The 21840-nt window shown below is 40.9% G+C and carries 26 protein-coding genes; 25 read left to right on the forward strand and 1 reads right to left on the reverse strand.

Annotation, left to right across the window (positions count from 1 at the left end; translation table 11 throughout):
• The first annotated feature begins 63 nt into the window (after positions 1 to 63).
• The 10 genes from NSS76_RS00205 to rsmI all read left to right on the forward strand — a co-directional run bounded on the left by NSS76_RS00205 (position 64) and on the right by rsmI (position 7110).
• On the forward strand, positions 64 to 1473 hold the full coding sequence (locus tag NSS76_RS00205; protein ID WP_024425623.1) for an aminotransferase class I/II-fold pyridoxal phosphate-dependent enzyme: 1410 nt from the start codon (positions 64 to 66) through the stop codon (positions 1471 to 1473).
• Entirely contained in the window at positions 1470 to 2108 is a 639-nt protein-coding gene (tmk, locus tag NSS76_RS00210; protein ID WP_044334273.1) for a dTMP kinase, read from the forward strand. The genes NSS76_RS00205 and tmk overlap by 4 nt, the downstream gene beginning before the upstream one ends.
• Before the next feature lie 79 nt (positions 2109 to 2187).
• Positions 2188 to 2517: a cyclic-di-AMP receptor gene (locus tag NSS76_RS00215; RefSeq protein ID WP_024425625.1), complete on the forward strand. Its 330-nt coding sequence runs from the start codon at positions 2188 to 2190 to the stop codon at positions 2515 to 2517.
• Between the two features lie 12 nt (positions 2518 to 2529).
• A complete protein-coding gene (locus tag NSS76_RS00220) occupies positions 2530 to 2970 on the forward strand; it encodes a YaaR family protein (protein WP_024425626.1) in 441 nt (146 codons plus the stop codon).
• Positions 2971 to 2981: 11 nt separating this feature from the next.
• A complete protein-coding gene (gene holB, locus NSS76_RS00225) occupies positions 2982 to 3971 on the forward strand; it encodes a DNA polymerase III subunit delta' (protein ID WP_044334275.1) in 990 nt (329 codons plus the stop codon).
• 2 nt (positions 3972 to 3973) lie between these two features.
• A complete protein-coding gene (locus NSS76_RS00230) occupies positions 3974 to 4801 on the forward strand; it encodes a PSP1 domain-containing protein (RefSeq protein ID WP_024425628.1) in 828 nt (275 codons plus the stop codon).
• 14 nt (positions 4802 to 4815) lie between these two features.
• Entirely contained in the window at positions 4816 to 5169 is a 354-nt protein-coding gene (gene yabA / locus NSS76_RS00235) for a DNA replication initiation control protein YabA (protein WP_024425629.1), read from the forward strand.
• Positions 5170 to 5224: 55 nt separating this feature from the next.
• Positions 5225 to 5968, forward strand: coding sequence for a tRNA1(Val) (adenine(37)-N6)-methyltransferase (locus NSS76_RS00240; RefSeq protein WP_024425630.1), 744 nt, complete (start codon positions 5225 to 5227; stop codon positions 5966 to 5968).
• Entirely contained in the window at positions 5955 to 6254 is a 300-nt protein-coding gene (locus NSS76_RS00245; protein WP_024425631.1) for a GIY-YIG nuclease family protein, read from the forward strand. Before NSS76_RS00240 ends, NSS76_RS00245 begins: the two co-directional genes overlap by 14 nt.
• Positions 6229 to 7110: a 16S rRNA (cytidine(1402)-2'-O)-methyltransferase gene (rsmI, locus tag NSS76_RS00250; RefSeq protein ID WP_185854028.1), complete on the forward strand. Its 882-nt coding sequence runs from the start codon at positions 6229 to 6231 to the stop codon at positions 7108 to 7110. The genes NSS76_RS00245 and rsmI overlap by 26 nt, the downstream gene beginning before the upstream one ends.
• 45 nt (positions 7111 to 7155) lie before the next feature.
• On the opposite strand, the gene NSS76_RS00255 is transcribed toward rsmI, so the two are convergent.
• Positions 7156 to 7446, reverse strand: coding sequence for an AbrB/MazE/SpoVT family DNA-binding domain-containing protein (locus NSS76_RS00255; protein WP_087975202.1), 291 nt, complete (start codon positions 7444 to 7446; stop codon positions 7156 to 7158).
• Between the two features lie 520 nt (positions 7447 to 7966).
• Here NSS76_RS00255 and metG point away from each other — a divergent pair.
• From metG to NSS76_RS00330, 15 genes are all read left to right on the forward strand, one after another.
• Positions 7967 to 9967, forward strand: a complete 2001-nt coding sequence (metG, locus tag NSS76_RS00260; RefSeq protein ID WP_024427203.1) for a methionine--tRNA ligase — start codon at positions 7967 to 7969, stop codon at positions 9965 to 9967.
• 81 nt (positions 9968 to 10048) lie between these two features.
• Positions 10049 to 10816 (forward strand): TatD family hydrolase, encoded by a 768-nt coding sequence (locus tag NSS76_RS00265; protein WP_024425634.1) that lies wholly within the window; start codon positions 10049 to 10051, stop codon positions 10814 to 10816.
• 244 nt (positions 10817 to 11060) lie between these two features.
• Positions 11061 to 12263, forward strand: a complete 1203-nt coding sequence (locus NSS76_RS00270) for a G5 and 3D domain-containing protein (protein WP_044334281.1) — start codon at positions 11061 to 11063, stop codon at positions 12261 to 12263.
• Between the two features lie 161 nt (positions 12264 to 12424).
• On the forward strand, positions 12425 to 12985 hold the full coding sequence (gene rnmV / locus NSS76_RS00275) for a ribonuclease M5 (RefSeq protein WP_017359323.1): 561 nt from the start codon (positions 12425 to 12427) through the stop codon (positions 12983 to 12985).
• The gene (rsmA, locus tag NSS76_RS00280; RefSeq protein ID WP_034284149.1) at positions 12978 to 13856 is read left to right on the forward strand and encodes a 16S rRNA (adenine(1518)-N(6)/adenine(1519)-N(6))-dimethyltransferase RsmA; all 879 of its coding nucleotides are present in this window, start codon (positions 12978 to 12980) and stop codon (positions 13854 to 13856) included. Before rnmV ends, rsmA begins: the two co-directional genes overlap by 8 nt.
• 114 nt (positions 13857 to 13970) lie before the next feature.
• The gene (gene yabG, locus NSS76_RS00285; protein ID WP_024427198.1) at positions 13971 to 14855 is read left to right on the forward strand and encodes a sporulation peptidase YabG; all 885 of its coding nucleotides are present in this window, start codon (positions 13971 to 13973) and stop codon (positions 14853 to 14855) included.
• 213 nt (positions 14856 to 15068) lie between these two features.
• Complete coding sequence (veg, locus tag NSS76_RS00290) at positions 15069 to 15326, forward strand: biofilm formation stimulator Veg (protein WP_024425637.1); 258 nt, start codon at positions 15069 to 15071, stop codon at positions 15324 to 15326.
• Positions 15327 to 15489: 163 nt separating this feature from the next.
• Positions 15490 to 15675: a small, acid-soluble spore protein, alpha/beta type gene (locus NSS76_RS00295; protein WP_017366434.1), complete on the forward strand. Its 186-nt coding sequence runs from the start codon at positions 15490 to 15492 to the stop codon at positions 15673 to 15675.
• Between the two features lie 146 nt (positions 15676 to 15821).
• Positions 15822 to 16691 (forward strand): 4-(cytidine 5'-diphospho)-2-C-methyl-D-erythritol kinase, encoded by an 870-nt coding sequence (gene ispE / locus NSS76_RS00300; protein WP_019743558.1) that lies wholly within the window; start codon positions 15822 to 15824, stop codon positions 16689 to 16691.
• A gap of 55 nt (positions 16692 to 16746) precedes the next feature.
• Positions 16747 to 17580 carry a pur operon repressor gene (gene purR, locus NSS76_RS00305; protein ID WP_024425638.1) on the forward strand — a complete coding sequence of 278 codons (834 nt, stop codon included), beginning with the start codon at positions 16747 to 16749 and terminating at the stop codon, positions 17578 to 17580.
• Positions 17581 to 17618: 38 nt separating this feature from the next.
• The gene (ridA, locus tag NSS76_RS00310) at positions 17619 to 17996 is read left to right on the forward strand and encodes a 2-iminobutanoate/2-iminopropanoate deaminase (RefSeq protein WP_024425639.1); all 378 of its coding nucleotides are present in this window, start codon (positions 17619 to 17621) and stop codon (positions 17994 to 17996) included.
• A gap of 224 nt (positions 17997 to 18220) precedes the next feature.
• Positions 18221 to 18517 (forward strand): septation regulator SpoVG, encoded by a 297-nt coding sequence (gene spoVG / locus NSS76_RS00315; protein WP_008357439.1) that lies wholly within the window; start codon positions 18221 to 18223, stop codon positions 18515 to 18517.
• A 198-nt stretch (positions 18518 to 18715) separates the two neighbouring features.
• Positions 18716 to 20086 (forward strand): bifunctional UDP-N-acetylglucosamine diphosphorylase/glucosamine-1-phosphate N-acetyltransferase GlmU, encoded by a 1371-nt coding sequence (gene glmU, locus NSS76_RS00320; RefSeq protein WP_024425640.1) that lies wholly within the window; start codon positions 18716 to 18718, stop codon positions 20084 to 20086.
• A gap of 27 nt (positions 20087 to 20113) precedes the next feature.
• The gene (locus NSS76_RS00325; RefSeq protein WP_024425641.1) at positions 20114 to 21067 is read left to right on the forward strand and encodes a ribose-phosphate diphosphokinase; all 954 of its coding nucleotides are present in this window, start codon (positions 20114 to 20116) and stop codon (positions 21065 to 21067) included.
• 138 nt (positions 21068 to 21205) lie between these two features.
• Positions 21206 to 21832, forward strand: coding sequence for a 50S ribosomal protein L25/general stress protein Ctc (locus NSS76_RS00330; protein ID WP_024425642.1), 627 nt, complete (start codon positions 21206 to 21208; stop codon positions 21830 to 21832).
• Positions 21833 to 21840: the final 8 nt, after the last annotated feature.

The following is a 21840-nucleotide window of genomic DNA, read 5'->3' on the forward strand; positions in this document are numbered from 1 at the left end:
GTTCCCTTGTATGAACGTTATAATAGACATAAGATATCGTTAAAGTGAAAAGGGTCGATTTGTTTGAAAACACCTTTATATACAGCATTAGCACAACATGCGGAAAAGAAACCTTATTCTTTCCATGTTCCAGGACATCACAATGGAGATGTCTTTTTTGATGAGGCACGGACTTATTATGACTCAATTCTTCAGCTGGATGTAACAGAACTTGAAGGATTAGATGATCTCCATCATCCAACTGGTGTGATTCAAGAGGCTGAACATTTATTGGCAAAGCTATATGGTTCAGATCAAAGCTTTTTTCTTGTGAATGGGACAACTGTCGGAAATTTAGCGATGGTGATGGCAGCCTGTCGTGCGGAAGATGAGATTTTCGTCCAGCGAAATTGTCATAAGTCTGTTTACCATGCGATTGAGCTTGCAGGAGCAACGCCTATTATGGTAGAAGCTGAGATAGATCAACACCTGCATGTTCCAACACATGTGACGGATGAAACAGTCAAAAAAGCCATTGCCAAACATCCTAATTGCCGGGCGATCGTTTTGACTTATCCGAACTACTATGGTCATGCAGCTGATTTATCAAAACTGATACACATGTGCCACGAAGCAGGCATGATCGTTTTGGTTGATGAGGCACATGGTGCACATTTTGTATTAGGCGGCGCTTTTCCTCCATCTGCTCTTTCCTATGGAGCTGACGTGGTGGTACAATCAGCACATAAAACCCTTCCGGCTATGACGATGGGATCCTACCTTCATCTTCAGGGGGAGCGAATGGATGCAAAACGTTTGAAAACATTCCTCACGATGCTTCAAAGCAGTTCTCCATCCTATCCAATTATGGCCACATTAGATGTGGCAAGGGCCTATGTCGAGGAGATCAAGAAAAAAGGGATCTTGGATGGAATCATGAAAGGGCTGGCAGAGCTGAAAAATGAGTTCAACCGTATACCTCAGCTTGAAGTGGTCGAGTCTGAATTGCTTTCTAACGATCCATTAAAATGTGTGATTCGTTCAACAAAAGGGCTGACTGGTTATGAACTAAAACGAGTACTTGAATCAGTGGAGGTTCACCCAGAGCTTGCCGACGAACATCAGGTTTTACTTGTCTTTGGTTTAGAACAGAAGAAGGATATACCTTTTAAACGAATAGAGCAGGCCCTTAATCAAAGCAATTCATTGCTCAAAGGAAAAGATCATTTCCAAAGAGAGGCGCTGGCTGATGACAACGAGGAGCATAGACAGGATATAGAAGCCGTCCCATTTGAACATGCAGCAGGACGGGTTAGTGCAGAATCGGTGATTCCATATCCACCGGGTATTCCTTTGATCGTTAAGGGAGAGCGTATTGAAATCGATCAGATTGCGGCTTTAAGCCGTTTGCTTGGACATCAGGTTCATGTTCAAGCCAGTCAGGTGATTCATCAGAGAAAATTATATGTTTATATAGAAGAGGAGACACTATGAGCGGTATATTTATTACGTTTGAAGGGCCAGAGGGTGCTGGAAAAACGACAGTGATTCGAAAAGTGTATGAAGAAATGGAACGCCAAGGATATGCAGTGATGGCGACACGTGAGCCTGGCGGCATTGACATAGCAGAGCAGATTCGTGAAGTCATTTTAAATGAAAAAAACACAAAAATGGATGCGAAAACAGAAGCTTTGCTGTATGCAGCCGCAAGAAGGCAGCATTTGGCTGAGAAGGTAGAACCGGCATTACAGCGCGGGCAGACAGTTTTATGTGATCGTTTTGTCGATAGCTCCCTTGCTTATCAAGGCTATGCGAGAGGGCTTGGGATTGAAGAAGTAAAGTCAATTAACGACTTTGCTATCAATGGCACGATGCCGCAAATGACCATTTATTTTTCAATTACACCTGAGGAAGGGCTAAAGCGAATTAATGCCAACCAGGGAAGAGAAAAGAATCGATTAGACATGGAGACGCTGAATTTCCATCAGCTTGTCAGAGAAGGCTATGAACTGCTTATTGCACAATCGCCAGAACGATTCCGTGTAGTGGATGCGTCTCAGCCGATGCAGGATGTCTATGAAGAAGTCCTTCAATTGATTCAGGACACATTAAAGCAAAATCAAATATGACCTAATTCCCAATCGTTGTTATAATATAGAGGAAGACATCGGCATGTCATCTGTGCCTAAAATAAAGGAGGCCAATCAAATGAAATTAATTGTTGCCGTTGTACAGGACCAAGATAGCAGCAAGTTGTTGAAAATATTGACTGAACATCATTTCGGCGTGACAAAATTAGCTTCAACTGGTGGGTTTTTAAAGTCTGGGAATACGACTTTTATTATTGGTTGTGATGATGTCCGGGTGGATAAAGCATTACAGCTTATAAAAGAAAATTGCCGTAAACGTGATCAAATGATCGCGCCTGTCTCCCCAATGGGCGGAAATGCAGATTCATACGTACCATACCCTGTTGAGGTTGAAGTTGGCGGAGCTACTGTTTTTATTCTGCCAGTTGAACAATTTCATCAATTTTAAGGATGGGTTGCTGTGAAAATTAATCAAGATATGCGGCTGCGTTTAGAAAAGCGTGAACTTCAAGCGATGAAAGGAAGCCAGACATCTGCCTCCTTTAAAGCTTCGATGGAGACGCAAAGCGGCAAACTGCGCTTAGAACAGCTGACGGTCATGCTGAGTGATATCGAAGTGTTCGGAAAAAAGCTCGCAAAGTCACGAAACCTAAAGGATTTGGCTAGGTTTAAAGGACTGGTGAAGCGCTTTGTGAAAGAGACAGTCGATAATGGTTTAAATATAGAAACATCAAGGAGCTTTGACATTTATGGCAACACACGTACACTTGCTTTGGTCAAAGCCTTAGATGAAAAGCTGATTGAATTAACCGAGGAAATGATGGATCAAGAGAAACCATCTATTGATTTGCTTGAACGTATTGGAGAAATAAAAGGTTTATTGATTAACCTTTACACATAGAGAGTGATAACATGGCAATTAGCTGGGATGACATGAATGATTTGCAGCCGCGCGTCATGCGGCTGATTTTTAATAGTATTGATAAAGACCGACTTGCGCACGCCTACTTATTTGAAGGAAAAAAAGGAACCGGAAAACTGGATGCAGCGATGCTTTTGGCTAAGAGCTTTTTTTGTTTGGAATCAGGAGTGAAACCATGTGAATCCTGTCAAAACTGCAAAAGGATTGCATCAGGAAACCATCCCGATTTACATCTTGTGCAGCCCGATGGCCAATCAATTAAGAAGGCGCAAGTGCAGGCATTGCAAGAGGAATTTACAAAAGCAGGTGTAGAATCTCACCGGAAAATGTATATTATTCTTCATGCGGACAAAATGACGGTCAATGCCGCGAACAGTTTATTGAAGTTCCTAGAGGAGCCTAATCGGGAAACGATGGCGGTTTTAATCACGGAGCAATCGCATAAAATGCTGAATACGATTATTTCAAGATGTCAGATGCTCAGCTTTCAGCCGCTGCTGCCACAATCCTTAGAGCAGCAGCTTTTACAAGAAGGCGTATCTCAGCATCTCGCAAGGCTTTTGTCGAATTTAACCAATAATTTAGCAGAAGCACTCGAATTAAGTCGAAATGATCAGTTTGCAGAGTCTAGAGCGAAAGTGATAAAATTGTATGAAGTCTTACACCAGCGAAAAGAACATGCATTTTTTTATATACAGGATCAATGGATGCCTTTTTTCAAAGAGAAAGACCTTCAAGAAACAGGTCTGGATATGCTTTTATTTATATATCGTGATGTATTGTCGATTCAAATAGGAAATGAAGATAAAGTCATTTATCAAGACTTATTCCAGACAATGAAGCAGCATGCGCTGCATTCCACACAGCAGATGGTGACCAGCCAGATCCTTGCTGTATTAGAAGCGAAAAAGAGACTTCAATCCAACGTGAATGCCCAAGGGCTGATGGAGCAATTGGTGTTGATGTTGCAGGAGGGATAAGCTTGTACAACGTAATTGGTGTTCGCTTTAAAAAAGCGGGCAAAATCTATTATTTCGATCCTAATGGATTTCATATAGAAAATGATAGTTGTGTCATTGTAGAAACGGTTAGAGGGGTTGAGTACGGACAAGTGGTCATCGCCAACAAAAAAGTAGATGAACACGATGTGGTTCTCCCTCTGCGTAAAGTCATTCGTGTAGCAGACGAACGTGACCGGCTCATCGTTGAGGAAAACAAAGAAGCAGCGATGACAGCCTTTGATACATGTCTTCAGAAAGTAAGTGAACATGGGCTGGAAATGAAATTGGTTGATGTTGAATTTACATTTGACCGAAACAAGGTCATCTTCTACTTCACAGCAGATGGCAGAGTTGATTTCCGTGAGCTAGTGAAGGATCTTGCATCAATCTTCAAAACGAGAATTGAACTTCGCCAGATTGGTGTAAGAGACGAGGCAAAAATGCTTGGCGGCATTGGTCCTTGCGGGCGAATGCTTTGCTGTTCGACATTCTTAGGAGACTTTGAACCAGTGTCTATTAAGATGGCAAAGGATCAAAACTTGTCGTTAAATCCGACAAAAATTTCAGGCCTATGCGGACGTTTGATGTGCTGCTTGAAATATGAGAATGATGAGTATGAAACAGCGAAAGAACAATTACCGGATATCGGCGAAACGATTCAGACGTCTAATGGCTCTGCAAAGGTAGTAGGGCTCAATATTTTAGAACGAATTTTGCAAGTCGAATTAACCGGGCAAGAAAAAGTGATAGAATATACATGGGAAGAATTATTACAAGAAGGCGTTGTATCTGCACAAACAACTGAGTAACGAGGTGTGCCACCTTGGATAAAAAGGAACTATTTGATACGGTGATTAATTTAGAAGAGCAAATCGGTTCTCTTTATCGCCAGTTAGGTGATTTGAAAAATCATATCGGTGAAGTGATTGAAGAAAATCATCAGCTGCAGATGGAGAATCAGCACTTGCGTGAACGTCTGGATCAGTCCGATCGAGACAAATCGTCTGAGGCAGAGAATGATTCTGCCCAGAAGCCAAGTCATTCTGATATAGGAGAAGGTCATGATAACCTGGCCCGGTTATATCAGGAGGGCTTCCATATTTGTAATGTACATTATGGGAGCATTCGTAAAGAGGGAGACTGTTTGTTCTGTCTGTCATTTTTAAATAAAAAATGAGAAAAGGCTTCCGCTGAATCGGGAGCCTTTTTCACAGGAAAAGAAAGGATACATCATGGTTTCGTTAAGAGAAGATGAACGGTTAGATTACCTGCTCGCCGAAGATATGAAGATTATTCAAAGTAAAACTGTGTTTGCCTTTTCATTGGACGCAGTGTTATTAGCTAAATTTGCGTATGTGCCAATCCAAAAAGGAGAGATCATTGATCTTTGTACCGGAAATGGCATCGTGCCATTGCTGCTTTCAACTCGATCTAGGGCCTCGATTACGGGGGTTGAAATTCAAGAACGACTGTTTGATATGGCAAAAAGAAGTGTGGAGTATAATCAACTTGCGCACCAGATTGAATTGATTCATTGTGATTTGAATGATATGCCGGAACGCTACGGCAACCATAAAGTTGATGTGATTACATGTAACCCGCCATATTTTAAGACACCCTCTAAGGATGAAATCAATGAAAATGAATATTTGGCGATTGCCCGGCATGAAATTCATTGTACATTAGAAGATGTTATTCGTGTTTCTTCCACGCTGCTAAAGCAAGGGGGGAAACTGGCGATGGTTCATCGACCAGGACGGCTGCTTGAGATTGTTGAATTAATGAAAAAATACCGAATTGAGCCGAAACGAATTCAATTTGTTTATCCCAAACAAGGGAAAGAAGCCAATACTATCTTGGTAGAGGGCATAAAAGATGGAAAACCAGATCTGAAAATTCTCCCGCCTCTTTTTGTTTATGGGGAAGATCAGGAGTATACAGATGAAATCAGGACGATACTGTATGGAGAAGCATAATCATTATTTCTATGTATTAAAATGTGCAGATGGCAGCCTGTATGCGGGTTATACAAATGATTTACAAAAAAGACTGATAACCCATAATAGTGGAAAGGGAGCAAAGTATACAAGAGCGAGACGGCCGGTTGAGCTTTTTTATCATGAATGTTTTGCAACCAAAAGAGAAGCCATGCAGCAAGAATATCGTTTCAAAACGTGGACGCGGAAAAAGAAAGATATTTATATAGAAGAAATGCGAATGGAAAAGGAGGCGGCACATGAAAAAGACACAGAAAAGCTTTGATGGTCAATCTGATATGGGCATTCTTTATCTCGTTCCAACCCCGATTGGAAATCTAGAAGATATGACGTTCCGAGCGATACAAACGTTAAAAGATGTAGATTATATTGCCGCAGAAGATACAAGGCAAACGAAAAAGCTTTGTCATGTATACGAGATTGATACACCCTTAACGAGTTATCATGAGCATAACAAAGACAGCAGCGGCCACAAGTTAATCGAATGGCTAAAAGAAGGGAAAAATATCGCACTCGTGAGTGATGCCGGTTTACCGACGATTTCAGATCCAGGGGCTGAAGTGGTTCGAGATTTTACTAGCATCGGAGGCTATGTCATTCCGTTACCTGGCGCAAATGCTGCACTAACGGCACTCATTGCATCAGGAATCGCGCCTCAGCCATTTTTCTTTTACGGTTTTCTCGACCGTCAAAAAAAAGAAAAGAAAAAGCAGCTTGAAGCCTTGAAAAAACGCCAAGAAACGATCATTTTCTATGAAGCGCCTCATCGGTTAAAAGAAACGCTGACTTTGATGAAGGAAGTGTGGGGAAATCGGAACATCGCCATTACGAGAGAACTAACGAAAAAATTCGAAGAGTTTATTCGTGGGGATTTAGAATCTGTGCTGACATGGGCTGCGGAGAATCAAATTCGAGGTGAGTTCTGTCTTGTAGTACAAGGAAATGATCAAGCTGAAGAAGAGCTGAATGAAGAAGCTTGGTGGACGTCCTTATCTGAAAAAGAACATGTGATCCATTACATAGAGGAAGGATTAACGTCGAAGGAAGCCATTAAACGTACAGCTGTCGAACGTGGTGTACCAAAGCGCACGATATACGATGCTTATCATATTGAACAATAAAGAAAGGTTCTTGCAAACGGTGCAAGAACCTTTTTTATATGAACCTTATTTTTGTGATTGAAGTTGGTTTTGGATTTCGTTAATGATTTGCTCTGCACCTTCGCGGCTAAGAACTAATTTACCATTAGCAAGTTTAAGGTTATCGTCTGATACTTCACCTGTTACTTGGCAAGTCATGTTTGGTTTATATTTTTTTAAGATAATTTTTTCATCATCAACATAAATTTCCAAAGCGTCTTTTTCAGCGATTCCTAGCGTACGGCGAAGTTCGATTGGAATCACCACGCGTCCTAATTCGTCAACTTTACGTACAATACCTGTAGATTTCATCTTCATTCTCCTCCCAAAAAGTTCTTATTCTTAAAATAATATTATCTTCGTCATTATTCGACAAATTCCTTACATTCCTAGCATAACAAGGTTTCCATAAATCGTCAATCATTTTGTTTACTATTGTTTGTAAAATATGACTCTTAAAGTCAAAAGACCTTGAAACTACTGCTGTATAAGGATTTTGTAGGCTTTTTCTATGAAAATATAAGAAATGACGAGATCAGATTAACAAGACTTTTGCCCTAAATTAGCCAAATGTAAATCTGGAAATAGATTTCATACGACAATATTCGACAAAATGTCGACGGGTTTGTCGTTTTTTTCGAAAAACTCATCTTTTTCGATCATTTCATCTTGTTCTATGTATATATGCTTGATCTTAAAGGCTAAGATGGTATCATAGAGAAAGCACAAGTGCAAAATTGAATGAATTGATCTGACACATTTTCATGTAATGATGATAACCGCTCTCGTCCATTGGGCGGGAGTTTTTGACATTTACACACACGCAGGAGGTTCCGACATGCCGGAAAAGAAAAAAACGTTTTATCTGACAACACCTATTTACTATCCGAGCGGAAAATTACATATTGGACATGCTTATACGACAGTAGCAGGAGATGCTATGGCTCGTTATAAACGTCTTCAAGGCTATGATGTGATGTATTTAACAGGTACAGATGAGCACGGACAAAAAATTCAGCAAAAAGCTGAAGAACAAAATATCACACCGATCGAGTATTTAGATCCAGTCGTTGAAGACATTAAATCATTATGGAAGAAACTCGACATTTCGAATGATGACTTCATCCGTACAACAGAAAAAAGACATACGAAAATCATTGAGCAAGTCTTCCAAAAGTTGCTTGATCAAGGCGATATTTATTTAGATCAATATGAGGGCTGGTACAGTATTCCTGATGAGACATTCTATACGGAAACACAGCTTGTTGATGTTGAGCGTAATGAGAAAGGGGAAGTCATTGGCGGGAAAAGCCCTGACAGCGGCCACCCTGTTGAATTAATTAAAGAGGAATCATATTTCTTCCGTATGAGTAAGTATGCGGACCGTTTGCTCGATTATTACGAAAAAAATCCATCGTTTATTCAGCCTGAATCAAGAAAGAATGAAATGATTAATAACTTCATTAAACCAGGTTTAGAGGATTTAGCAGTATCAAGAACAACCTTTGATTGGGGAATTAAAGTTCCTAACAATCCAAAACACGTCATTTATGTATGGATTGATGCGTTATTCAACTATTTAACTGCGATTGGCTATGGAACAGATCAAGATGAAAAATATAAAAAATATTGGCCTGCCAACGTACATCTCGTAGGAAAAGAAATTGTACGCTTCCATACGATTTATTGGCCGATTATGCTGATGGCATTAGATCTGCCTCTGCCGAAACAAATTTTCGCACACGGCTGGCTGCTCATGAAAGATGGCAAAATGTCTAAATCAAAAGGGAATGTGGTAGATCCAGTCACATTAATTGATCGTTATGGTCTCGATGCCCTTCGTTATTACCTGCTTCGCGAAGTACCATTTGGTGCAGATGGTGTGTTTACACCAGAAGGATTCGTGGAACGTGTAAACTATGATCTTGCCAATGATTTAGGTAACTTGCTTAATCGTACAGTTGCGATGGTCCAAAAATATTTTGACGGCACATTAAGCAGCTATAAGGGCCCTGTTAATGAGTTTGATGAAGAGCTGAAAGCAGTAGCTGAACAAACAGTCAAAGCCTATGAAGAAGCGATGGAAAATCTTGAATTCTCTGTGGCTCTTTCAAATGTTTGGACATTAATCAGCAGAACCAATAAATATATTGATCAAACAGCTCCATGGGTGCTGGCAAAGGATGAAACAAAACGAAAAGAATTGCATTCTGTTATGTATCATTTAGCAGAATCACTTCGAATCACTGCAGTACTCTTAACGCCGTTCCTAACGAAAACACCTGAGAAAATCTTCTTCCAGCTTGGAATTGAAGAAGAGAAGCTCAAAAGCTGGGATAGTATCCTATCATTTGGTGCGATTCAACAAGCAACGGTACAAAAGGGAGAGCCTTTGTTCCCGCGTTTAGAGGTTGAAGAAGAAGTAGCCTACATTAAAGAAAAAATGCAGGGAAGTGCACCTAAGGTAGAAGAAGAGAAAGTGGAAATCGAAGAAACGGAATTACCTGAGCTGGGAGCAGAAATTGCATTTGATGATTTCTCAAAAGTTGATCTTCGAGTTGCACAGGTATTGGAAGCAGCCCCAGTGAAAAAAGCGGATCGTCTTTTAAAGCTTCAGCTTGATTTTGGATTTGAAAAAAGACAAATAGTCTCTGGGATTGCCAAGCACTATCAACCAGAAGAATTAGTAGGGAAAAAGCTCGTTTGCGTAGCAAATCTTACCCCAGTTAAACTCAGAGGGGAAATTTCCCAGGGAATGATTTTAACTGGAGAAACAGGCGGGAAATTGCAGGTTCTTGAAGTAGATCAAACTCTAGCAAATGGAACAAAAATTTTATAAATCAACAAAGGTGTTCCACGTGTAACATTTCGTCGAACACCTTTTGTTTTTTAGCAGAATTGTCGAAAGGAGCAATCAACCATGTTATTTGATACACATGCCCACTTGAATGCAGAACAATACAATGAAGACTTAGAGCAGGTAATCGAAAGAGCGAAAAGCGAAAAAGTTGAGAAAATCGTGGTGGTAGGGTTTGACCGCCCGACTATTACGAGAGCGATGGAATTAATTGAAGAGTATGATTTCATATATGCAGCTATCGGCTGGCATCCAGTCGATGCTATTGATATGACAGATGAGGATTTGGCTTGGATCAAAGATTTATCTCAACACGAAAAAGTGGTTGCGATTGGAGAAATGGGTCTGGATTACTATTGGGACAAGTCGCCAAAAGATGTGCAAAAGGAAGTCTTTAGACGCCAAATTGCTCTTGCGAAGGAAGTGAAGCTTCCAATCGTTATTCATAATCGTGACGCAACGGAAGATGTCGTGACGATTTTAAAGGAAGAGGGAGCAGCTGAAGTTGGAGGTATTATGCACTGCTTTACTGGCAGTCTGGAAACTGCAAAAGCATGTATGGAGATGAACTTTTATATTTCATTCGGTGGACCCGTGACATTTAAAAATGCCAAAAAGCCAAAGGAAGTTGTAAAGGAGATACCGAGTGACAAACTTTTGATTGAAACAGACTGCCCATACTTAACGCCAGTGCCATTTAGAGGGAAACGTAATGAACCAAGTTATGTCAAATATATCGCAGAACAGATTGCGGAGCTGAGAGAAATCAGCTTTGAAGAGCTTGCTGAATTGACAACAAAAAATGCAAAAAAAGTTTTCCGTATAAACTGACAGTATATGATGTCAATCCTTGTTTAAGCTTGTCCAATTGTGAAACATAACGAAAAAGTTCTACACGTTTGCGCCTCCTCATAGGATAAGTTGTCGATAAGTCTTTCTTCCCTTCCTTCCATAAATCTCCCATAATAGGTTTACAATCGAGCATTTTTGTACAGTGGGTGGAAGGGTTGACAGGTTTTGAGATACTCTATATAATCTCTCCGAGGAGAAGGAGGCGTTTTTCATCGTACAAAAAATGAAAAATCTGTTTTCTGTGAAGCTAGGAAAAGGCAAGGTTTTATTGCTAGTTGTTTGCTTGCTTTTAGCTGGAACTGGAACGGCTTACGGTGCGCATGAGCTCACTAAGCAGTCCATTACCATTTCAATCAATGGTAAAGAGAAGACAATTCGTACACATGAAGAGACAGTAGCTCAGCTGCTTTCAGACCTTGGCATAAGGACCAAGGCGGAGGATCATATCTCTCCAAGTCTAAATACAAAGATTCAAGACAACATGAACATTGTGTATGATGCGGCTATACCGGTTCATCTGACCCTAGACGGGAAAGAGAAAACGATATGGACAACAGATCAGACGGTTGGAGCATTATTGAAGAATGAGAAGATAGATATTGGGAAGCACGATCAAGTAACTCCAGGAAAGAATGACAAGTTAACAAAGGATATGAATCTTGTGGTTCAGCAGGCCTTTCAGGTCAGCTTAAATGATGGAGGAAAAGATAAAAAAGTGTGGACCACTTCGACTACGGTCGCTGACTTTTTAAAGCAACAAGAGCTAAAGCTCAAGAAGCACGATAAGATCAAGCCTGCGTTACATAGTAACCTTTCTAAAAAGAGCGCAGATATAAAGATCACTCGGGTGGAAAAAGTCACCGATGTAGTGGAAGAGAAAATTGCTTTTGATACCAAACATAAAAAGGATCATTCTCTTGAAAAAGGGAAAGAGAAGGTACTTAAAAAAGGTGAAGAAGGTAAATTGAAGAAGCACTATGCCATTGTGAAAGAAAACGGCAAAGTGGTGTCTAAAGAATTGATTAAAGAAGTGACCGAAAAAGATAGTAAGGACCGATTAGTGGCTATTGGTACACAAGTGGCCAAAAAGGAACCTACAGCGTCCCCTGCGGTTTCACGAAGCAATGAATCGTCAGGAAAAGAATTTTATGTGGCGTCAACAGCCTATACAGCGAGCTGTGCTGGATGTACGGGCAGAACGTCTACAGGCTTTAATTTAAAAGCAAATCCGGGTGCAAAGGTCATAGCAGTTGATCCGAGTGTCATTCCGCTGGGCTCAAAAGTGTATGTGGAAGGCTATGGATATGCCGTTGCATCAGACACTGGATCTGCTATAAAAGGGAATAAAATTGATGTGTTCGTCCCAAGTAAGTCGGCAGCTTATCAATGGGGAAATAAACGAGTGAAAATTAGAGTACTCAAATAAACACATCAAATCATTTATATGAACAGAGGGCTTTGCGCACCCTCTGTTTTTTTGGTTATAATAGAAGCACTGTTTTCTAATTAATTAGACGCAAAAGCAGCATGAAAGGTTTCGTTTTTTAAACCAAAAAATGTAGATTGTTTTTGCAAGCGGAGGAATACATGAAAATCAAAGAAATCATTGTGGTGGAGGGTCGTGATGACACTGCCAGAGTGAAGATGGCGGTTGATGCAGATACGATCGAAACAAACGGATCCGCCATTGGCGATACAGTCATTCAACAAGTGCGTCTTGCGCAGGAGACGAGAGGGGTCATTATTTTAACAGATCCTGATTTTCCTGGTGAGAAGATCCGTAAAACCATCGCAGAGGCAGTTCCTGGCTGTAAGCACGCTTTTTTGCCTAAACATCTTGCGAAGGCGAAGCGGGATAAAGGAATTGGTGTCGAGCATGCTTCCTTGGACAGTATTCGGGAATGTCTTGCCCATGTCCATGAAGAAATGGAAGAATCGGAAAGTGACATTACATTAGACGACTTATTTGACGCAGGCCTTATCGGTGGCGAAGCATCGAAACGCCGCCGCGAACGACTAGGAGTGCTTTTAAATATAGGATATACCAATGCGAAGCAGCTGCAAAAGCGCCTTCACATGTTCCAAATAACCAAACATGATTTTATTGCGGCCTTAAAGACCGTCATGCAGGAGGAAGCCGATGAATAAAGATATTGCGACACCCGTCAGAACGAAGGAAATACTGAAGAAGTACGGTTTCTCTTTTAAAAAGAGCTTAGGGCAGAACTTCTTAATTGATACAAATATTTTAGATCGCATTGTCGATCACGCGGAGGTTACAGATGAGACCGGCGTCATTGAAATTGGGCCTGGTATCGGCGCATTGACAGAGCAGCTCGCTAAACGTGCAAAGAAAGTCACCGCTTTTGAAATCGATCAGCGTTTATTGCCTATTTTAAACGATACGCTTTCTCCATATGATAATGTCACGATCATTCATCAAGATGTATTAAAGGCGGATGTGAGAAAGGTCATCGAGGAAAATTTTGCTGACTGTAAAGAAGTGATGGTCGTAGCCAACCTTCCATATTACGTGACAACACCGATTATTATGAAATTGCTTGAAGAAAACCTTCCATTGAAAGGGATTGTGGTCATGCTGCAAAAAGAAGTAGCAGATCGTATGGCAGCTGCCCCTTCATCAAAGGAATATAATTCACTGTCTATTGCAGTTCAATTTTATACGGAAGCAAAAACGGTGATGGTTGTGCCTAAAACGGTTTTTGTTCCTCAGCCAAATGTCGATTCGGCTGTGATTAAGCTGACTGTTCGTGAAACGCCTGCTGTCTCAGTAGAAAATGATGCGTTTTTCTTTCAATTGATCCGAGCGAGCTTTGGCCAGCGCCGGAAAACCTTGATGAATAATTTGATGAATAATCTACCTGATGGAAAAAAACATAAAGCCATCATTGAAGAAGCACTTCAAACAGCAGATATTGATGGAAAGCGCCGCGGAGAATCATTATCTATTGAGGAATTTGCCCGTTTGTCGAATGTTTTACAAAAAGCCCTTTCGTAAGGGCTTTTTTCTTTTGTTTTTCACCACTTCAACTGTTCGGGCATAGGCTAGAAAGAACAGCACATATGAAAGACGATACCAACAGGATATGAGCCTGATTGTGGAGTGAACAGCATGCAATTTCAAATAGGAGATATGGTGACGAGGGCATCCTATCAAATGGATATTATGTTTCGAATCATTCGAATTGATGAGACAGATCAGCACGAAGCCACTGCCATATTGCATGGGAATGAAGTAAGGCTGATTGCTGATGCTAAGATGTCGGATCTCGTCTTAATTCAAAAAGAGGAGCAGCTGACAAGGGAGAAGGACGACGAACGGAAAATTAACGAATCGCTCGACTTACTAAGACAGGATTATCAGCTGCTGCGTGAAAAACAAGAGTATTATACTTCTGGACAATATCAGCATCAGGAGCAGTATTTTCACATGCCTGGAAAGGTCCTTCATTTAGATGGAGATGCTTCATACTTAAAGAAATGCTTAGATGTATATGAACGAATTGGTGTGCCTGTATATGGAGTGCATTGTCATGAGAAGAAAATGCCAAGCGTGATCGATTCGTTACTTGATCAATATCGGCCTGATATTTTGGTCATTACAGGGCATGATGCGTATTCCAAGCAAAAGGGCGGCGTAAATGATATCGGTGCCTATCGCCATTCTCGTCATTTCGTTGAGACGGTTCAAAAAGCAAGAAAGAAAATTCCTCATTTAGATCAGCTTGTGATCTTTGCAGGCGCCTGTCAATCTCATTTCGAATCATTGATCCAAGCAGGTGCCAATTTTGCAAGCTCACCTTCACGTGTGAACATCCATGCGCTCGATCCCGTCTATATCGTTGCGAAGATCAGCTTCACTCCATTTGTAGATCGAATCAACGTGTGGGATGTGCTTCGTAATACATTAACAAGAGAAAAAGGCCTTGGAGGCATCGAGACGAAGGGTGTTTTAAGGGTAGGTATGCCATATAAAAAAGACCATGAATCGACATAACCCGACTGATTTCAGTCTGGTTTTTTTTATGTGTAAAAAGAAATTTCAAACGGATACATAATTCACCGGAATTTGAGAAAAATAGGGAGGAGAAAAGGTAGAAGTTTGTCAAAATTATTTTGTTGACAATGGCTCGTGTTGGTTGATATAATTTAATTTTTATTTGACAAAAATGGGCCGTTGTTGTATAATTATCTCAGTGAGGTGGATGCAATGGCGAAGACTTTGTCCGACATCAAAAGATCGCTTGATGGTAACTTAGGTAAACGTTTGACGTTAAAGGCTAACGGAGGCCGCCGTAAAACAATTGAGCGTTCGGGCATTTTAGCTGAAACGTACCCTTCTGTATTTGTGATTCAATTAGATCAAGATGAGAATTCGTTTGAAAGAGTTTCTTACAGTTATGCAGATATACTGACTGAGACGGTCGAATTAACGTTCGATGATGCCGCTAGCTCAGTCGCCTATTAATGGGCAGTGAACTTCTTGTTTACTGCTTTTTGTTTTGCCTTTTTTTCTGAATGGGAGTCTGTCCATTTTTTGAAAGGGGTAAAAGAAAGGATTCGATACAAAATAAGAAAGCCACAAAAGCAGTGGCACTGATTCGAATTCTCGACTAAAGGGGCTGTTTCGTTTGGGTAGACGCCGAGGCATTATGTCAGATGAGTTCAAATACGAGCTGGCGAAGGATCTTGGATTTTATGATACCGTCAAAAATGGAGGCTGGGGAGAAATTCGTGCGCGTGACGCAGGTAATATGGTCAAACGTGCCATCGAATTAGCTCAGCAGCACATGGCTCAGGAAGAGAATCAACGATAGAAAAATGGTCAGGGATACCTCAGGTGTCTCTGGCTTTTTTTGTTGGAAAAGTCAGTGTGCTGGGCGTAAAAGCCAATATTCATCAGATCCATCAAATGTGATACAATATTGATACTTATGTTTAGATGGAGAAGTAGGTGAAATGTTTGCGTATTTTAGAAAAAGCACCGGCAAAAATTAATCTCTCTCTTGATGTCCATGGAAAAAGACCGGATGGATATCACGAAGTAGAGATGGTGATGACAACAATAGACCTTGCAGATCGACTTGAGCTGACGGAGCTGGATAAAGACGAAATCCGTGTATCATCTCATAATCGATTTGTGCCAGATGATCAGCGTAACTTGGCTTATCAGGCGGCTAAATTACTCAAAACAAGGTTCGGTATTCAAAAAGGAGTATCGATTGTCATCACAAAAGCAATTCCTGTTGCAGCAGGTTTAGCTGGAGGCAGCAGTGATGCTGCAGCAGCGCTTCGCGGTTTAAACCGTTTGTGGAAGTTAAATCTCACGTTAGATGAACTGGCTGAGCTTGGAGCGGAGATCGGCTCAGATGTGTCTTTTTGTGTACACGGAGGCACAGCACTAGCGACAGGACGTGGAGAAAAACTGAAGCATATCGCGACACCGCCGCATTGCTGGGTGATTTTAGCGAAGCCGGTGATTGGGGTATCTACAGCTGAAGTTTATAGACAATATGACGCAAGCAAAGTAGAACACCCAAATGTACAGCGTATGATTGAAGCCATTGAAGCGAAAGATTATAAAGAGATGTGCGGCTCACTCGGTAACGTTCTGGAGTCTGTGACATTAAAGATGTATCCGGAAGTAGATATGATCAAAAGACAGATGAAGCGTTTCGGTGCTGATGCTGTATTAATGAGTGGAAGCGGCCCAACGGTATTTGGCTTGATTCAATATGAATCGAAGGTACAAAGAATATATAACGGACTGAGAGGATTTTGTGATCAAGTATACGCTGTCCGCATGATCGGCGAACAAAATGCCCTTGATTAAATCCGTATATTAAGTTATATTATTCATAAATTATTCGGGTTCTGGGGGTAAGTTCATGAAGTTTCGTCGAAGCGGCAGATTGGTGGACTTAACAAATTATTTGTTAGCCCACCCGCACGTACTAGTACCTTTAACTTTTTTTGCAGAACGTTATCAATCTGCAAAGTCCTCCATTAGTGAAGACTTAACGATTATCAAACAGACCTTCGAACAGCAGGGAATAGGCACATTGCTCACTGTACCTGGCGCTGCTGGCGGAGTGAAATATATTCCAAAAATACACCTAAAAGAAGCAGATGACGTAGTAAACGATATCGGAGAGGCATTATCAACTCCTGAACGTGTACTTCCTGGCGGTTATTTATATTTAACCGATGTTTTAGGCAATCCATCGATTCTTGCGAAAATCGGTAAGCTGTTTGCGACCATCTTTGCGGACCGTGCGATTGATGTCGTCATGACCGTTGCGACAAAAGGTATTCCGATTGCCTATTCTGTTGCGGGTTATTTAAATGTGCCTGTTGTGATCGTTAGAAAAGATAATAAGGTAACCGAAGGATCAACTGTCAGTATTAATTATGCGTCAGGTTCTTCTAACCGAATTCAAACCATGTCCCTTGCAAAGCGAAGCTTAGATAAAGGCTCCAATGTGTTGATCATTGATGACTTTATGAAAGCGGGCGGAACCATTAACGGCATGATGAATTTGCTTGAGGAATTTAATGCAAATGTTGCAGGGATCGGTGTTCTTTTAGAAGATGAAGGCGTAGATGAACGTCTTGTCGATGAATATGTCTCGTTGTTAAAGCTTTCTACCATTGATATGAAGCAAAAAATCATTGAGATCAATGAAGGCAATTTCCACGAGTTTTTTCATTCGAAAGCGTAAGCTTTGATTAAACATGTATTTGAATGGGAGAGATTAATATGACAAAAGTTGTTCAAACCAAACATGCACCAGCAGCCATTGGACCTTACTCTCAAGGAATTATTGTCAATAACATGTTTTACAGCTCAGGGCAAATTCCATTAACCCCAGCTGGAGATTTTGTAAATGGAGATATTAAAGAACAAACACATCAAGTATTCCGTAATCTTGAGGCTGTACTTGAAGCAGCAGGTGCTTCCTTTGAAACAGTCGTGAAAGCAACTGTTTTCATTAAAGATATGGAACAATTCGCTGAAGTGAATGAAGTGTACGGTGAGTATTTCCATACACATAAGCCAGCTCGTTCATGCGTGGAAGTGGCAAGACTTCCAAAGGATGCGCTTGTAGAAATAGAAGTAGTTGCATTAGTAAAATAAACAGGCACTCTCAATGAAAGCCGTTTGGTTTCATCATATGCAGGGAAAGACATCATCATGATGTCTTTTTTTATGCTGAGAATGTAAGCGCCGTCACAAATATGACAAATAATGTATAAATATCCCGATATTTCAAAAAAAGTTTAAAAAAAGAGCAGGAGAATCACCACGATCGTTGAATACCTAAGTAATGCTTTTATATTGGGAAAAGGTGGTGAACTACTGTGGAAGTTACTGACGTAAGATTACGCCGCGTGAATACCGATGGTCGCATGAGGGCGATTGCATCCATCACGCTGGACCACGAATTTGTTGTTCATGATATTCGTGTGATTGATGGAAACAATGGGTTGTTTGTAGCAATGCCTAGCAAACGCACGCCTGATGGAGAGTTTCGCGATATTGCACATCCAATTAATTCAAGCACTCGGGGTAAAATCCAAGATGCTGTATTAAATGAATATCATCGCTTAGGCGAAGAGGAAGAAACAATTGAATATGAAGAAGCTGGAGCTTCTTAATCATACGTGAACCTAAAAAGACGGCTTTAAGAGAAAATGAATGTTTTCTTTTAAATGCTGTCTTTTTTGCGTTCTTTCTCTTGTTTCTTAAGTCTTTCATTTGTTAGAAAATTATTGTACTTCCTTATGTATCCTTGAAATCAGTCTTTATTTAGGATATATTTTTCTATGGATAATAGGGATATTGGAGGCCAATCAATGGATAAGCGGTTCGCAGTGATTTTAGCAGCGGGAAAAGGAACGAGAATGAAGTCAAAGCTATATAAAGTACTTCATCCAGTTTGCGGAAAGCCAATGGTCGAGCATGTGGCAGATGAAGCGTTAAAGCTTTCTTTAGCCAAGCTGGTGACGATTGTCGGTCATGGTGCAGAGGACGTGAAAGAGCAGCTTGGAGACAGAAGTGAGTATGCACTTCAAGAAGAACAGCTGGGAACAGCCCATGCCGTCAAACAAGCAAAGTCGTTCCTCGCGCAGGAAAAGGGAACAACCATTGTCATTTGTGGTGATACGCCATTATTGACAGCGGAAACAATGGAAGCCATGTTAAGCGAGCATCAAAAACATCAAGCGAAAGTCACTATTTTAACAGCACATGCGGATGATCCGACAGGCTATGGCCGTATTATTCGTGACGAAACAGGTGCTGTCGTGAAAATTGTGGAGCATAAAGATGCGAACGATGCAGAGCGTCAAGTGAATGAAATTAATACAGGGACTTATTGCTTTTCAAATGAAGATCTCTTCCGTGTGATTGAGCAAGTGTCGAATGAAAATGCACAGGGCGAATACTACTTGCCAGACGTTATTGAAATTTTAAAAAATGAAGGGCAAACAGTTGCAGCTTATCAAACACCGCATTTTGAAGAAACACTTGGAGTTAACGATCGTATCGCTCTATCACAAGCAGAGCAATTCATGAAGCGACGTATTAATCATCAGCATATGAAGAATGGTGTGACCTTGATTGATCCTGAGAACACGTATATTTCGCCAGATGCTGTCATCGGTGAAGATACAGTTATTTATCCTGGGACGGTCATCAAAGGGAATGTAAAAATTGGTGCAGACGCCACTATTGGGCCAAACACTGAAATTGTTGACAGCATCATCGGAGATCGAACAGTCATTAAGCAATCTGTCGTCTGCGATAGTGAGGTTGGAGTTGATGTGACAATTGGACCGTTTGCTCATATTCGCCCGTTGTCGAAAATTGGCGATGAAGTGAAAATCGGAAATTTTGTCGAAATCAAGAAAACAGTTTTCGGAGACCGGAGCAAGGCATCTCATCTAAGCTACATTGGAGACGCAGAGGTCGGAACTGATGTAAACCTTGGCTGTGGTTCCATTACAGTCAACTATGATGGGAAAAACAAATTCTTAACGAAGATTGAAGACGGCGCATTTATTGGCTGTAATTCAAATCTAGTTGCACCAGTCACTGTCGGAAAAGGGGCATATGTTGCAGCCGGTTCAACGGTTACAGAAGATGTACCGCAGGATGCATTGTCTATTGCTAGAGCAAGACAAGTCAATAAAGAAGATTATGTGAAAAATATTCATAAAAAATAATCCAAATACCCGGAGGTTTACCATACCATGTCTAATCGTTATGCTGATGCGAATTTAAAGATATTCTCTTTGAATTCAAACCCTGAACTTGCCAAAGAAATTGCCGATCGTATCGGAGTTGATGTAGGAAAAAGCTCTGTTAAACGTTTTAGTGACGGTGAAGTCCAAATCAATATTGAAGAAAGTATCCGCGGCTGTGATTGTTATGTCATTCAATCAACAAGTGCGCCAGTCAATGAGCATATTATGGAACTGCTCATTATGGTGGATGCACTAAAACGCGCTTCTGCGAAAACTGTCAATATTGTGATCCCTTATTACGGATATGCACGTCAAGATCGTAAGGCAAAACCTCGTGAGCCAATCACTGCGAAGCTTTTTGCGAACTTGCTTGAAACAGCAGGTGCTACACGTGTGATTGCACTTGATCTTCATGCGCCGCAAATCCAAGGTTTCTTCGATATTCCAATCGATAACTTAATGGCTGTGCCAATCTTAACAAACTATTTCGAACAGAAGAACTTGAATGATATCGTTGTTGTGTCTCCTGACCACGGTGGTGTGACACGTGCGCGTAAAATGGCAGACCGCCTGAAAGCGCCAATCGCAATTATCGACAAACGCCGTCCAAAGCCAAACGTTGCTGAAGTCATGAACATTATTGGTAACATTGAAGGCAAAACGGCGATTCTGATCGATGATATCATTGATACAGCTGGTACTATTACACTTGCAGCAAATGCGCTAGTCGAAAATGGAGCAGCTGAAGTATATGCTTGCTGTACGCACCCAGTATTGTCTGGACCAGCAGTAGAACGCATCACAAACTCTAAAATTAAAGAATTGGTTGTGACAAACAGTATTCAATTAACTGATGACAAGAAAGTTGGAAAATTCATTCCGCTTTCGGTTGGGCCTTTGCTTGCAGAAGCCATCATCCGTGTACATGAAGAAGAATCTGTGAGCTACCTTTTCAGCTAATTTTCTGATTAAAAAAGGCCCTAGGCATCAAGCTTGGGGTCTTTTTGCTATCATCATTCACGGCAAATAGGTTTAAAATGATTCGGTTATGGGTAATTATGAGAGTAGTGACAAAAAAGAAATAGGATGGTGCTGAATATGGCAACTTTAAAAGCAAATAAAAGAACTGATTTCAAACGTTCCACACTGCAAAAAATCCGTCATTCAGGACACGTTCCTGGTGTCATATACGGAAAAAATACAGACAGCCTGGCTGTTTCATTAGACAGCATCGATTTATTAAAAACCTTACGTGATGAAGGGAAGAATACAATTATCACCTTAGACGTGGGTGGCGAAACGAAATCTGTGATGGTGACAGAATTACAAACAGATCCGCTGAAAAACGAACTTGTCCATGCTGATTTCCAAGTCGTTGACTTACAGCGTGAAATTGAGGCAGATGTACCAATACAGCTGATTGGCGAGTCTAAAGGGGTAAAAGATGGCGGTGTGCTTCAGCAGCCACTATTTGAACTATCTGTTACAGCGAAACCAAAAGATATCCCGCAGAATATTGAAGCTGATATTACAAACTTAGAAGTCAATGATGTCTTAACAGTTGCTGATCTGCCTGTTCAGTCATCTTATCAAATCAATAACGATCCAGAAGAAGTCGTTGCCTCCATTCTGCCGCCTCAGCAATCAGAGGTTCCTGAGCCGGATAGCGAAGAAGAGCCGCAAGAGCCTGAGGCCATTAAAGAAAAGGATGACGATGGAGAATAACTGGTCAT

It is taken from the genome of Bacillus sp. FSL R5-0654 (assembly GCF_038008745.1).
In the GTDB taxonomy this organism is placed as follows: domain Bacteria; phylum Bacillota; class Bacilli; order Bacillales; family Bacillaceae; genus Bacillus; species Bacillus safensis.